Annotated in this window: 13 protein-coding genes and 1 pseudogene; 1 reads left to right on the forward strand and 13 read right to left on the reverse strand. The window is 65.9% G+C overall.

Annotated elements, in window-relative coordinates; all coding sequences use genetic code 11:
- Window positions 1–67: 67 nt before the first annotated feature.
- The 12 genes and pseudogenes from GTV32_RS13735 to GTV32_RS13790 form a co-directional block, all read right to left on the reverse strand.
- Entirely contained in the window at window positions 68–1,267 is a 1,200-nt protein-coding gene (locus GTV32_RS13735) for an FAD-binding oxidoreductase (protein ID WP_202422910.1), read from the reverse strand.
- Entirely contained in the window at window positions 1,264–2,625 is a 1,362-nt protein-coding gene (locus GTV32_RS13740; RefSeq protein ID WP_161060792.1) for an FMN-binding glutamate synthase family protein, read from the reverse strand. Before GTV32_RS13740 ends, GTV32_RS13735 begins: the two co-directional genes overlap by 4 nt.
- Window positions 2,626–2,732: 107 nt before the next feature.
- Window positions 2,733–3,428, reverse strand: a complete 696-nt coding sequence (locus GTV32_RS13745) for a protein glxC (protein ID WP_161060793.1) — start codon at window positions 3,426–3,428, stop codon at window positions 2,733–2,735.
- Window positions 3,416–4,315: a glutamine amidotransferase gene (locus tag GTV32_RS13750; RefSeq protein ID WP_161060794.1), complete on the reverse strand. Its 900-nt coding sequence runs from the start codon at window positions 4,313–4,315 to the stop codon at window positions 3,416–3,418. The genes GTV32_RS13745 and GTV32_RS13750 overlap by 13 nt, the downstream gene beginning before the upstream one ends.
- A gap of 19 nt (window positions 4,316–4,334) precedes the next feature.
- Window positions 4,335–5,679 (reverse strand): annotated as a pseudogene (gene glnT, locus GTV32_RS13755) (type III glutamate--ammonia ligase).
- Window positions 5,680–5,891: 212 nt separating this feature from the next.
- Complete coding sequence (locus GTV32_RS13760) at window positions 5,892–7,250, reverse strand: ammonium transporter (protein ID WP_161060795.1); 1,359 nt, start codon at window positions 7,248–7,250, stop codon at window positions 5,892–5,894.
- Window positions 7,251–7,299: 49 nt separating this feature from the next.
- Window positions 7,300–8,325 (reverse strand): DUF3445 domain-containing protein, encoded by a 1,026-nt coding sequence (locus tag GTV32_RS13765; RefSeq protein ID WP_161060796.1) that lies wholly within the window; start codon window positions 8,323–8,325, stop codon window positions 7,300–7,302.
- Complete coding sequence (locus tag GTV32_RS13770) at window positions 8,322–9,245, reverse strand: PDR/VanB family oxidoreductase (RefSeq protein WP_161062528.1); 924 nt, start codon at window positions 9,243–9,245, stop codon at window positions 8,322–8,324. Before GTV32_RS13770 ends, GTV32_RS13765 begins: the two co-directional genes overlap by 4 nt.
- A 65-nt stretch (window positions 9,246–9,310) precedes the next feature.
- A complete protein-coding gene (locus GTV32_RS13775; protein WP_343287325.1) occupies window positions 9,311–10,831 on the reverse strand; it encodes a DUF3445 domain-containing protein in 1,521 nt (506 codons plus the stop codon).
- The gene (locus GTV32_RS13780; protein WP_161060798.1) at window positions 10,828–11,760 is read right to left on the reverse strand and encodes a PDR/VanB family oxidoreductase; all 933 of its coding nucleotides are present in this window, start codon (window positions 11,758–11,760) and stop codon (window positions 10,828–10,830) included. The genes GTV32_RS13775 and GTV32_RS13780 overlap by 4 nt, the downstream gene beginning before the upstream one ends.
- Window positions 11,757–12,305, reverse strand: a complete 549-nt coding sequence (locus tag GTV32_RS13785) for a dimethylamine monooxygenase subunit DmmA family protein (RefSeq protein ID WP_161060799.1) — start codon at window positions 12,303–12,305, stop codon at window positions 11,757–11,759. Before GTV32_RS13785 ends, GTV32_RS13780 begins: the two co-directional genes overlap by 4 nt.
- A 6-nt stretch (window positions 12,306–12,311) precedes the next feature.
- On the reverse strand, window positions 12,312–12,698 hold the full coding sequence (locus tag GTV32_RS13790; protein WP_161060800.1) for an ethanolamine utilization protein: 387 nt from the start codon (window positions 12,696–12,698) through the stop codon (window positions 12,312–12,314).
- 167 nt (window positions 12,699–12,865) lie between these two features.
- Here GTV32_RS13790 and GTV32_RS13795 point away from each other — a divergent pair, with 167 nt between their 5' ends.
- Window positions 12,866–13,732: a ribokinase gene (locus tag GTV32_RS13795; RefSeq protein ID WP_161060801.1), complete on the forward strand. Its 867-nt coding sequence runs from the start codon at window positions 12,866–12,868 to the stop codon at window positions 13,730–13,732.
- Window positions 13,733–13,735: 3 nt separating this feature from the next.
- Here the strand turns inward: GTV32_RS13795 and GTV32_RS13800 are convergent, their stop codons facing one another.
- A complete protein-coding gene (locus GTV32_RS13800; protein ID WP_161060802.1) occupies window positions 13,736–14,260 on the reverse strand; it encodes a dihydrofolate reductase in 525 nt (174 codons plus the stop codon).
- Between the last annotated feature and the right edge of the window lie 61 nt (window positions 14,261–14,321).

A 14,321-nucleotide genomic window follows, 5' to 3' on the forward strand; every position in this document is an offset into this window, starting at 1 on the left:
GTCCACCCTCACAGATGTCGACCCGGTGCTTTCACTCAGTGAAATTGGCGCGAGCCAAAGCGCTCGATCAGCGCATTTCACCCGCTCCCACATACGGAAACCGGGTCCGCAACAGATCGTCTTCGGCGAACCGCGACAACCGGAAGTCGCTCTCCGGAACCCGTGGGTCGGTGCTGTGGCCCTCGACGACGATGTCGGCCACGAGACGCCCGACGGCCGGTGAGATCTTGAAGCCGTGTCCGCTGAACCCCGCCGCGATGACCAGGCCGTCGAGTGGACCGGCCGAGATGATCGGATTCCAGTCCGGCGTCACGTCATAGCAACCGGCGTAACTGCTGGTGATGGCCGCATCGGTGAATGCCGGGAACCGCGTACCGACCTTGTCGACGGTGAGCTCGAGAAATGCCTCGTCGGCACGGTTGAGGTAACCGTCGGGGTCCGCGACTTCGAGTTCGGCCAGGTCGCTGTTGCCGAAAAGGATCTCGCCGCGCACGTCCGGCCGCACGTATTGGAGTGAGACGAGATCGGAGAACACCGGCACCGCCCCGAGCTCCACACCCGGATGGATCATCACGATCTGTTCCCGGTGCACGTCGATCGGGACGTCGATCCCGTGCGCGGCCAGGAACGGGCGCGTCCACACGCCGGTTGCGACGACCACGGTGTCAGCGGAGATCGTGGACCCATCCGTGAGCCGGACTCCGACGACCTTCTCACCGCCGATGAGCAGGCCCGCCACCGAGGTGGATTGCCGGATACGGGTACCGCCGGCGCGCGCCGACGCCGCGAACGCCTGCGCCGTCTGATACGCGTCGCCGTAGCCGCCGCGCTCCTCCCACCCGAAGGCGGCAAAGGGGTCGAGATCGGCTGCCGGCCAGAGCTTTGCGACCTCGGACCGGTCGATCTCCTCGGTCTGCACGCCGACCTCACGCTGGGCGGCGAGACTCTTGCGCAGATTCTCCACGTTGGGCGCCCCGACGCCGACGACGTAGCCCGTCTGCCGGAACCCGATGTCGGTGCCGAAGATCTCCTCGGCCTTCTCGAACACTTCCAGACCGGTCGCCGCCATCGCCGCCAGAGAGCTCACACCGTAGTGGCACCGCACGATGCCCGACGACTTGCCGGTCATGCCGCCACCGACGGTGTCGCGTTCGCACACGACGACATCGGTGATGCCGCGCTGGGCGAGCGCCCACGCGGTGGCCACACCTTCCAGACCACCGCCGATGATGACGATCGACGCGGTCTGAGCGGCGCGGGCCGTCACAGGCCCGTCCCGGGAATCCAGCTCGTGCCCGCCAGCGGAACCCTCGCCATCGCCGACGCCTCGATCGAGATCGCAACGAGGTCTTCGGGTTCCAGATGCTGGACATGCGCCTTGCCACATGCACGGGCGATGGTCTGGGCCTCCATCGTCATCACGCGCAGAAAGTTGGCGAGCCGGCGCCCGCCCTCGACGGGATCGAATCGTGCGGCGAGTTGCGGATCCTGCGTGGTGATACCCGCCGGGTCTCTGCCGTCCTGGAAGTCGTCGTAATAGCCGGCAGCAGAACCCAGCTGCTCGTACTCCGCGGCATGGCGAGGATCGTTGTCACCGAGCGCGATCAGGGCAGCGGTGCCGATCGCGACCGCATCGGCACCGAGCGCCATCGCCTTCGCGACGTCGGCACCGTTGCGGATCCCACCGGACACGATCAGCTGTACCCCACCGTCGCCCGTGCCTCCGCCCACACCGGTCCGATGGACGCCCAACTCCTGCAACGCCTGTACGGCCTGCGGGATCGCGGCGAGGGTGGGGATGCCCACATGTTCGATGAAGACGTCCTGCGTGGCGGCCGTCCCACCCTGCATGCCGTCGACCACCACCACGTCGGCGCCGGAGTGCACCGCGAGCTTGACGTCGTAGTACGTGCGACTGGCCCCGACCTTCACATAGATCGGCTTCTCCCAGTCGGTGATCTCGCGGAGCTCGTTGATCTTGATCGCCAGGTCGTCGGGACCCGTCCAGTCGGGATGACGCGACGCGCTGCGCTGATCGATGCCCTCGGGGAGAGTGCGCATGCCAGCGACACGTTCGGAGATCTTCTGTCCCAAAAGCATTCCACCGCCACCAGGTTTGGCGCCCTGGCCGAGTACGATCTCGATGGCGTCGGCGCGGCGCAGGTCGTCGGGGTTCATGCCGTAACGCGACGGCAGATACTGGTAGACGAGGTTCTTGGACTGTCCTCGCTCTTCGGTGGTCATCCCGCCGTCGCCGGTGGTGGTCGATGTCCCCACCTCCGATGCACCACGGCCGAGTGCCTCCTTGGCACGACCGGAGAGCGCACCGAAGCTCATGCCCGCGATGGTGACCGGAATGTCGAGGTGCAGCGGATATTTGGCGTTTCGGCTCCCCAGCACGACGTCGGTGTCACACTTCTCGCGGTAACCCTCGAGCGGGTAGCGCGACATCGATGCGCCAAGGAAGAGCAGGTCGTCGAAATGTGGCAGCTTCCGCTTGGCGCCCCAGCCCCGGATGTCGTAGATGCCGGTCTCGGCGGCCCGCTGGATCGCTGCGATGGTGGTGCGGTCGAAGGTGGCGGACTCACGCAGGCCACGCTGTTCGACGGTCAGGTTGTCGGTCATGGTGTTCTCCGGTGGTAGAGGGTGGATCTCGATACGGCGCCTCGCTTCGCTCGGGGCCTACTCGATCAGCGAGAAGGCGGAACACGGCGTATCGAGACCACCCGATGTCAGTACGCGGACGAGTTGTCGACGTGGAAGTGGTACAGCTCGCGAGCCGACCCGTAGCGGGTGTAGTCCGCGGGGTCGTCATCCCTGAACCCGGCCGCCTTCAGGAGGCCGGCGAGTTCTTCGAGATGCTCGGCACGCATCGGCTTCGAGATGCAATCCGCACCGAGCGATCCCACGTCGCCCCGGACATAGATGTGCGTCTCGTAGATCGAATCACCCAGGCCGTCTGCGGCATTCCCACGGATCACCAACCGACCCGCCTGTGCCATGAACGCGCTGTTGTGACCGACGTTCCCGCCGATGACGATGTCGGCGCCCTTCATGGAGATCCCGCATCGTGCCGCGGCGTCACCCTCGACGACCAGGAGACCTCCGTGTGCGGTGGCGCCTGCCGACTGCGATGCGTTGCCCTTGACCACCACGGTCCCACTCATCATGTTCTCGGCCACACCGGTTCCGGCGTTGCCGTTGATGATCACTTCGGCCTTCTGATTCATCCCGGCCGCGTAGTAACCGACATGCCCGTTGACGGTGATCTTCACCGGGGCGTCGACCCCCGCCGCGACGCTGTGGGCGCCCGACGGGTTCTCCACGACGATCTCGCCGGCGATCTCGTCACCATGCAGTGCCGCGTTGACGTCACGCAGCGACGTGGTCGCGAGATCGAAGACATGATTGGGGTTCAGCGTGTCCATGCGTAGACCACCTCCGGCTCGGGTTCCCAGATGCGTGCATTCTCGACGCCAGGCAGATCAGCGAGCGCGCGATACTCGCTCGCCATCGCGACCCAGTCGTCGGTTTCGGCGATCACCGCCGGCTTACAGGCGATGGCATCGCGTACCACCGCGAACGAATCGTGATTCGACACCACCAGCGTGTAGAAGCCGTCGAAGGTGGCACACACCTCCTTCAGCGCCGTCTCGACATCCTTGCCCTGCGCGAGCTGATGTGCGACGAAGCGGGCACCCACCTCGGTGTCGTTCTCACTGTCGAATTCGATTCCGTGCGCCCGCAATTCGCGACGGATGGTGGCGTGGTTCGCGAACGACCCGTTGTGGACCAGACACTGCTCCGGACCCACGGCGTACGGGTGCGCCCCCGACGGGGTCACCGCGGACTCGGTGGCCATCCGGGTGTGCCCGACGCCCTGCCAGCCCGTCGCCGCGGGAAGATTCCAGGCTTGCACGAGGTCGCGGGGTGCGCCGACACCTTTGAGCACGGTGAGATCGGCACCGAATCCGGCGACCAGCGCTTCCGGGTACACCGCTCTCGCCGCCGCGAGAACCTCCTCTGCGCTCACCGCCGCGGTCAGCAGGAGTGTGTCGTCCACCAGCCGAGCATCCACCGGTGAGCCGAGGACCTCACCCACCATCGCTCGTGCGGCCGCGGTGTCGTCGACGCCGGTCTCCAGCATCGACACGCAACCGTGTCCGGACGGTGACCAGGTCGGGTCACCATAGACGGCGACGCCTGCCGAGTCGGCGCCTCGATCCTGCATCTCGCCCAGCATGCCGCTGAGCAACTCCCCCAGCCGGGGATGGAGTTCGGGGTTGCGCAGGTGCAACCCGACGATTCCACACATTTCTTGTCTCTCCCTGTTGTCAGAAGGCGGTCAGATAGTTGTCGATCTCCCACGGCGACACCGCGGAGTGCCAGGCGAAGAACTCCTCCCGCTTGAGTCGCGAGAAGTATTCGGACACCGGAGCATCACCACCGGCCCAGTCATCCGGCACGGCCGCGTCCAGTACCCCGCCGATCACGGCGTCGGCGTCGAGCGCGTCGACGGCATGCAGCAAGGTGAGCGGCAGGGCTCCGACATGCTCGGGGCAGGTGCCGATCGCCCCCGGGTCGAGACTGCGCTTGATGCCGTCGAGCCCGGCGCCGAGCGCGGCCGCGATGGCGAGGTACGGATTCGCCGAACCGTCTCCGCCGCGCAATTCCACCCGCTGGTCGTCGGGCACGCGGACATAATGAGTGCGGTCGTTGCCGCCATAGGTCGGCCGCCGAGGCGCCCACGACGCCCCGAACGTGTGGCCGTCGCACCGGTTCTCTTGTACGAGTTGACCGTTGGCGCCATCACCGCCTGCAGGGCGGCGGCGTGTTCGAGCACACCTCCGACAAAGCCGTACGCGGTGGATGACAACCCGAGGCCTCGCTCGTCCTCGTCCGGCGCCCCGCGAACACCGGGGCACCGCCCGAGGTCAGCGAGAGGTGAAGGTGCAGCCCAGAACCGGTGCGCTCCGCGAACGGCTTGGGCATGAAGGTCGCGACCATCCCACGCTCGGCGGCGATGGTGGACAACAGGTATCGCAACGTGACAACCCGGTCGGCGGTGGTGAGCGCCTCGGCGTACGTGAAATTCTGCTCGAACTGACCGTTCCCGTCCTCGTGGTCATTGGCGTAGTTGCCCCACCCCAGTTGATTCATGGCGGTCGACACCGCGGTCAGATGGTCGTACATGCGGGTCAGGCCGCGAACGTCGTAGCACGGTTGATCGGAATCGTCGGCGGCATCCGCGGTGATCAGCGACCCGTCGACGGCACGCTTGAGAAGGAAGTACTCGACCTCGGCGCCGACCCATGGCTCGAATCCGGCATCGGCGGCCTGGGCGACCAGCGTCTTGAGAATGTTGCGGGGCGCGAACGGCCACGGCTTGCCCTGCACATGCGGGTCGCAATGAACCAGTGCGAGCCCTTCCTTGATGAAGGGGATCGGGAGAAACGACGACACGTCCGGGATCGCCACCAGATCGGGATCCTTCGGCTCCTGTCCGATCGCCCCCACGGCGTAGCCCGCGAAACCCACTCCGTCGGTGGCGAGTTCGTCGACTGCCTCGATCGGGACTAGTTTGGCACATGGCTTGCCCCGGAGGTCGACGAAGAGGGCCAGGATGAACTTCGTCCCGGCGGCCGCACAGAGGTCGGCGAGAGCGTGTGTGTCGGTCATGATGATGTCTCCAGAGTGAGGCCGATGCGATCAGTATGTCTACTGTTGTGAACCTTTGTCTAGTTCTAGTAGACCGCCTGGGTGTTTCGGTCCTGTTACGCGCTGATGAGCGGTTGGTGTCACTTGCCGGAGGTCGGTCAGGGACGACAAAGCTCCCCTTCTCCCGATGCGGGAGAAGGGGAGCCGGTGGGGAGCCGGTGGGGCACTGGAGGTCAGGAGGTCGCAAGATCTCGTGGTGGCCCGGCGACGTCCCCGGGCTCGGCGGAGGCTGCCCGCCCGATCATGGCCTCCGTCAACCCGGATCCGTGACCGACCCCTGCTGCCGGGATCTCGTATGCCGTCTCGGCATGAACGGTCGAGTCGAGGCCCGTCATCTCGGTCTCCTCGTCGACACGCAGTCTCATGACCTTGTTGAGTCCCTTGGCTATCAACCAGGTCATGACGAACGAGTACGTGCAGGTGATGACGATGCCGGCGAGTTCGCGCCACAGGACCGCGATGTCACCGCCGAACAGGATGCCCTGCACCCCCGCCGGGGCCGACCCCGAGGCGAACAGGACGATGCAGAGTGTGCCCACGATGCCGCCGATGCCGTGCACCGCGAAGGCATCGAGGGTGTCGTCGACCTTGAACTTGCTCTTGAAGCTCAGACACAGGGCGACAACACCACTCGCGACGATGCCGACACCGAGCGCACCGACGGGACTCATGGTGTTCGCCGACGGCGTGATACCGACGAGGCCCGCGATGGCACCGGTCATCAAGCCCAGCGAGGTCACATGCCCCTCGCGGATACGCTCGACGATGCAGAAGCCGATCATGCCTGCCCCACCCGCGAGCAACGTGTTGAGGATGACGAACTGGGTGAGAAAGTTGGCACCGCCCGCGCAACTCCCGTTGAACCCGAACCATCCGAACCACAGGATGCCGCCACCGAGCAGTGCGAGTGGGACGTTGTGTGGTCGCTCCGTCCGGCGACGACGTGCACCGAGGACCATCGCCAGCGCGAGCGCGGCGACACCCGCATTCATGTGCACCGCGGTACCGCCGGCATAGTCGTGGATCTTGATGTCGTTCAACAGGAAACCGCCGCTGTAGCCGTCGCCGTCGGCGGCGAACACCCAGTGCGCCACCGGGAAGTAGACCAGCGTCAGCCAGATCGGTGCGAACACCAGCCATGCGGTGAACTTCATGCGGCCCGCTGCACCGCTGGCGACGATGGCCACGGTGATCGCGGCGAAGAGGATGAACCATGCCGCGATGTAGAGCACCTGGATGCCGCCGGACCCGTCGTCGGACATCCACTGGCTCAATCCGATGTAGTCGGCCGGGTTGCCGATGATCCCCCAATCCTTCACCGACGGCCCGGAGACCAGCCCGTAGCCGAACAGAACATAGAGAACGCAGGTGATGCCGAGGGTCGCGAGCACCATGGTCATCATGTTGAGCACATTGCGTGCTCCGACCATGCCGCCGTAGTAGAGCGCCAGGCCGGGAAACATCAGCAGGACGAACACGAATGCCGCGAGCATCCAGGAGAGATCCGCGTGCGCGGAGAGAACTGCTTCCATGAGTGTGTCTTTCGGTGAGAGTTGACGGTGGGCCGGGTCGTGCGGGTGGTCAGCTGCGGAGATACGCGACCACGTCGTCGCGGTAGTCGAGGAAGCCCTTGTACGAGGCGATGGGGTCGCTCAGCGTCTCGATCACGGTCGCGAGTTGCTGCGCCCAGGCAGGGATACGCCGGACTTCCTCCAGCGATGCCATGAAGGTCCGGATGTTGAAGGTCACCGCACCTGTCATCGGCAACCGGATGAAGTGCTCGAGCTCGATTCGCAGTCGCGCGCGAGCGAAGTCGTTGTCGTCGATCATCTGTGGGATGTCATGACGCCACGACGGCAACTCCTCGAGACTCACGTCGAGCTTGGGGGAGTCCGATGCCGACAGGGTCCAGTTCACCCTGCGGTAGACCTGGTCGGCCGGCAACCTGCGGAGGAACTGCTCGGCCCGCGCCACGACTCCGTCGCGGATCAGACCCGGGACGGGCGCATGGATCTCGTATATGTCCATGCCGACGTCGAAGGTCACCGACCATGCGGCGGCGAACGTGACGGCGCCCGCATCGAAGTACAGTCGGCCATCCCGCTCGATCACCAGCAGGAGGTCGTCGGGCACCTCACGCGCCAGGAAGTCGAGCGGACCGTGCGGAAGGGAGCCGCCGTCGTTCAGCACGAAGTACTGATCGGTCTCGAGAAGATCATTGCGCCAATGGAATCGGGCATCGCCGTATTCGGTCAGCCGCATCACGTCAGGGTGGCCGACGGCCAGATCCCGCAAGTAGTAGAGCAGCAGATCCCAGCAGGCAGGCTCCATCCCGCGACGGACCTTGACGCGGGGCGGATCCGCGTCGAGGATTCGTCGCCGCTCGGCCATGATGATCGGGTAGTCGGCGCCGCCGAGGTCGACGATGTGTCGCCCCCATTCGCCTGCCCTGGTGGCTCGGGGGACACGAGCGGGCTCCACGTTGACGGAGTATCGGAACTCGGCGAGGTCGTCGGGGAACGGCCACGGAAGATTGGCCAGGTGATCGGCGGGACCCGGGAGAATGTCGCCCGGCGCGGTGGCTGATGATCCGGCAGTGACGTTCACAGGTCCACCTCGATGTCCCGGCCGCGGGAGACACAGCACAGCATGGTGTCGCCGGCCGCCCGCTCGTCGACGCTCAGCACGAAGTCCCGATGGTCGATCACGCCGGACCGGACACCGATACGACACTCTCCGCAGACACCCTGTCGGCAGAGGTTCTCCACCCGGACACCGTGATCGAGGAGACGTTGTAACAGCGATACACCGGACGGCACTTCTATCACCGCACCCGTGCTCGCCACCGTGACCTGAAAGGCTTGCCCCGGATCCTGTTCAGGCGCCGAGAATCGCTCGAGATGAACTCGCGACGCCACCCATCCCGCCGTGTACGCGGCATCCTCGTACAGGTCGAGCAGCGCAGCCGGCCCGCAGGCGTAGGCGTGGGTGCCCAGCGGCTGCTGCACGAGACGGTCGGCGAGCACCCATCGCGTGTCGTCGGAGCCCGACACCTCGAACAGGGTGATCGACGGACTCTCGGCGAGCGACCGCACGTCGGTGAGGTGCGCCGCGCTGCCCGGCCGGTAGGAGTAGACGATGTCTGCGGTACCGCCCAGGCGGGCGATGGAACGCGCATGGGACAAGATCGGCGTGATACCGATGCCGCCGGCGATCAGAAGCGCATGGTGCTGATCCCATACCGGGCCGAACATCGATCGCGGACCCTCGACATGGAGCACATCTCCTTCGGCGACGTTCTCGTGCAACCAGTCCGAGCCGCCCCCGGCGCCACGGCGCAACACCGAGATCCCGTAGTCCGTCGGAAGCATGCCGTCGCCGACGAGTGAGTAGGCGTTGCGATGTTCACCTGCGGTGACGATCACATGGCTTCCGGGCCGGAACGGAGTGAGCGGCCCACCGTCCGCCGGGACCAGCCGATAATGGTTGATCGCGGGGGTCAACGGCGTCACATCGACCACCCGCATCACGCGCCGACCGGTGTCGTACCCGGGGTGACGATGAGCCGACACAATCGGTTCGTCGACGACCGTCACGAGGAGCCCTCCGCCCAGGAGCCGAGAAAGCTTCCCAGCGTGGCCGAATGATGCGCGTGCACCTCGAGCCGCCGGCCGCACCCGGGACAATCCACGACGCCGCCCGCCTCCGCTTCGACACGATGGGTGTCGCGGCAGTGCACGCAGTACAGCGGCAGGTCACGGGTGTGACTCGCGAAAGCCGAGAGCTCCTCGGGCACAGCGCCCTTCTCACGTGCGAGTGCGAGTGCGGTGAGAACATCGAACTGTCCGCCGACGATGTGGATGCGCACCCCGGTGCGAGACGATTCCAGTGCCGCGACCAATGCTGACCGATCTTCCTCGGCGTCAAGAGAATCGAGCACCAGGAGCCGAGTCGGAGCGATCGCCTCGGCCGTCGACACCCACGTATGGGCAACGTCCCCGACGACCGCCTCGTCGCCGACCGCCACCACCAGGAACGACGTCCCCGCCGGATCGATCGCGTCCGGAGTGGTCGGCCACACGGGCAGGCCGTGGTCACTGCGCACCTCCGCGGTGGTCCGCTCGGCCGAGACCGCATCGCGGAGCCATCGCGCGGCCCGGTCCTTGTACTTGATGATGCCCTTGTAATCGGCCATGTCGTCAGGTAATTCGTCCAACACCTCGGCCGCACGTCGTCGCCACGGCTCAACGGTGGCAACGACATCGAGGGGCAACATGTAGGTCCGGATGAGGAACATCACCGCGCCCGAATCGGGCAGTCGGATCAAGTGCTGAACCTCGACGCGCAGATGGACGAGTCGGCCGAAGGTGGCGTCATCGGCCTGCAGGATCATCTCGCGATCCGGACCCCATTCGGGGTACCGCTCGGTGGAGACGTCGAGTCGCCGTCCGATCGTCAACGTCCAGTTGGTCCGCCGGTACGGTCTGTGCGGCTGAAGACGCTTGAGGAACTCGTGCGCACGGGTGATGACCCCCTCGTCGCGGACCCTCGGTACCGGACCGTGGATCTCCAGGAAGCTCATGCCGACGTCGAAGCCGAAGCTCCAGTCGGCCGCGAATGTCACCACACCGGCATCTGCGAAGAGTTGCCCGGCACGGTGATCGAGCAGCACCACATCCTCCTGGATCTGGCCGCAGATGTATCGCAACGGTTCCTCGGGAAGCGTCGCGTCGTCTCCGTAGACGAAGGTGTCCTCGATTCCGAGCAGACTGTTCTCCCAATGCCATTCATCTCCGACAGCACGGAGAACGAAGTCGTCGGGATAACTCGTCGCGAGCTCGCGCATCAGGGTCAGCATCGCGTCCCACGCCGCAGGCCGCATATGCGGCAGCACTGCATGACGCGTGCCATCCGCGTCGAGCACAGCTGAGCGCTCGGACAGTTCGTGGTGGTACTCGTCGTCGATGTCGACGACCCGTTCACCCCACTGACCGATCGCGGTGGTGACGACGTGATCCGCCGGCTCGACGTTGGTGCTGTACCGGTAGCGATCGTCGACGAAAGGAAACGGAAACCGTGCCGGCAGCGACGGGCCGGAAAGTGCGAGGGTCACAGTGGTACCTCCAGTGTGCATCCTTCGGATGCGCGCGAGACGCATGGCATGAACGCGTCCCCGGCCCTCTTCTCCTCGTCGGTGAGGTAGAGGTCCCGGTGGACCGGGGTTCCGCCCGACAGGGGTAGGCGGCATTCACCGCATACGCCCTGTCGACAACGGTTGGGTATCGACATCCCGTGATCTTCCAGAGCTTCGAGTACCGAGGTCCCGGATGGGATGTCCAGCGTGGCGGACGATTCGGTCAACCGCACGGCAAACCGGTCACCGGCCTCGAGCGCGTCCGCACCGAAACGCTCGACGTGGATCCTCGACTGCGGCCAGCCCAGGGCGGCCGCGGACTCGACCACGGTGTCGATCATGCCGACCGGGCCACACGCGTACATGTGGGTACCGACCGGCTGATCGGCCAGGACCTGCGCGAGTCGTATGGCGAAGGACTCACGGTCGATGAACAGCTCCGCATCTCGGCCCGCCAGATCGACGACGTCGTCGATGTGTGCGGCATGCCCTTCACGGAACACGTACAGCACCTGCACATCTCGTCCCCAGCGGCGGGCGGCCCGCAGGTGCGAGACGATGGGCGTGACGCCGATGCCACCCGCGAAGAACAGGTGCTTGCCGGCCCGCGCCGCCGGCGCGAAGGCGCTACGGGGCGATTCGACATCGATGACGTCGCCGATCGAGACACGGTCGTGCATCCACCGCGATCCACCGTTGCCCTCCGCGACGCGTAACACGGAGATGGAGTAGTGCGTCGGCGCAACGCCATCAGACGTCACGCTGTAAGCGTTCGTCCGCTCCCCCGCCGTGACGACGAGATGGCTCCCGGGCACGAACCCGGGAAGCTCGGCGCCGTCGGGAGCCGCGAACGTGATCTCGCGGACCCCTCCCGCGGTGTCGACGACCGAGGTGACGACCAGCTTCATGATGCGTTCTCCCCTGGCGGCACTGCCGTCTCCGCGTCGACCATGTAGCCGAGGTACCGGCCGGATCGTCGGGAGACGTGGTGGTAGATGAGCAGATTGCGGTCGCAGCCCGCGCACACGACGACCTCGCCGACCACCGCAGGCGTCGCGGTCACCGCTCGGCAATGGGTGCACGAGACCTCGAGGTCGCCGAATTCGGTTGTCGTCACATAGATCTCGTCGTCTTCCAACCCCGCCGAGTGGGCGACGCCGCGCAGTGCGAGCGCGGCCCCCGCGGGCCCGACGATGATCACCCGGATGCCCACCCGGGCCTCCATCAGCTCCACCCGCAACGCGGATGCGGCTCGATCGGGTCCGGAGAAGGTCAGCACCCGGTGCTCGGCGTCGCCCGGTAACGCGTCTCTCCATCGCGCGATCTCGACGAGCGCAGGGTCGCCCACGCCGATGAGCAGGAACGACCTGCCCGACACCTCGGGCAGGTCGTCACCGATCGGCGCCCCTGGTCGCGCCCAGACGGGGATGCTGGAGACCGAGATCTGTGACATCGGTCCTCAGAGGAGATCTGCGTCGCGATGCCCGGCATAGAACGCGAGGGCATAGCTCGGTGTGCTGAAGTGGATCTTCGACCCCTTGGGGAAGAAGATCGCGTCCTTGGCCTTGGCCACCGCGGTCTGTCCGGTCTCTTTGTTCTCCAGCAGGAACTCGCCTTCGAGAACCACCTTCATCTCGTCGTACTCGTACTCGTAGTACAGCGGGTCGTCGGTGTGACGCAGTTCGAAGTAGCCGGAGCACATCACGCTGCCCTGCGGGTTCTCGTAGACGTCGCCGATGAATCCCTCGGTGCCCGGGTACTCCGCGTCGGGCATCTTGGGCAAGTTCTGCCAGGCATCGCTGGTGACGAGAAACGGTGTCGCGGTGTCGGTGCTCTCCACGGTCATCTGCATCCTCCGGAATCCTTTGGGTTACTCTTCTGCCGACATAACAGCAGTAGACTTTGTTCGATCTGATGAAACTCCTGCCGTGTTACCGCTGCATGACGGCGCCGTTTATTGTTGTAAAACCAGGTCTACCGTGAGTAGACGATCGTCGGGGCATACTCGAGACCATGGAATCGTCTTCGGCCATCGATGTTGCGGTCGTCGGGACCCTGAACATGGACGTGATCGTGCAGGTCGGTCGGATGCCCCGCACGGGAGAGACCCTCCTGGGCCGCTCACTGTCCGAGCGGCCCGGCGGCAAGGGCGGCAACCAGGCCCTGGCCGCCGCGGGGGTGGCACGTACCGCGCTGATCGGCGCCGTCGGCAACGACGACGCGGCACAGCGGCTGGTGCGAAACCAACAGGATGGAGCGGTCGAGATCAGCCGGCTTCATCACGCTGTCGGGATCAGCGGTCGGGCGATCATCGAGGTCGACGACGCGGGCGACAATCGGATCGTCGTCCTGACCGGGGCCAATGCCGCCCTCACCGCCGACCACGTCAAGGCGGGTCTGGACGGATTGGCGCCGACAATTGTTCTCACACAACTCGAATCGCCACCCGACGTCACGGCCGCCGCGGTGGCCTGGACCGCCGCGAACGAGCGCCGGTTCATCCTGAACCCGAGCCCTGTCCGCAGATTGGACGACCACGTCATCGCCGCTGCGGACCCGTTGATCCTCAACGAGGGGGAGGCCGTGTACTACGCCGGCGGCGGCTCGACCGGCGATCCCACCGAAATCGCTCGTCGCCTGGTCGACCGCGCTCGCTCGGTGGTGATCACGCTGGGCTCCGACGGTGTGGTCGTGGCGACACCAGACGACGTGCGGCGCATCGACGTGGAACAGGTGCGGGCCGTGGACACCACGGGTGCGGGAGATCTGTTCGCCGGAACCCTCGCCGGGCATCTCGCGCGCGGTACTGCGCTGGCCGACGCGGCCGCGCTGGCGTCGGCCGCGGCCACCGAATTCGTTGCGCGGCCGCGTGATCGGTGAGCACTACCGGCGAACGTACCGATGTAGGACGGGCCCCGAGTCGAACCGACGCGTCTCGACCAGCTCGAGGTCCAGCCGCACGCCGGCCGGAAAGAACGGCACGCCACCGCCCACCGTCACCGGATGGATCATGGGGAGGAACTGCTCGATACGGTCGATCATCGACGCAGCGAGCGCAGCGCCTCCGACCTGTACCGGACCCTCACGATCGGTGACGTCGTCGACGGTGTGGACGAGTTCGGCGCCGTCGACCTCCGTCAGCGTCGTCGACACGACGAGGCGCGGTGTCGACTGCCATGCCTCGGCGTACTCCAGCTCGGCGGGCGACGATTCCGGCGGCGGCTGCACCCAGGGCTGCATCGTCTCCCACAGGTTGCGCCCGTAGACATCGAGCACGGAGTCGCGCTGCACTCCGATGTAGTACGCGAACACGTCGTCGGCCGGTTCGGTCCAGTCGAAGCCGCCCTCGGCATCGACGATGTAGCCGTCAGCCGAGACATTCATGCCGTAGAAGATCACCGTTGTCACCTCATCCGGATGTCCTGATCTCGGTCATACCACACCGTCGCGCGTCTGACGTGAAAACCGA

The sequence above is a fragment of the Gordonia sp. SID5947 genome, assembly GCF_009862785.1.
Classification (GTDB): Bacteria; Actinomycetota; Actinomycetes; order Mycobacteriales; family Mycobacteriaceae; genus Gordonia.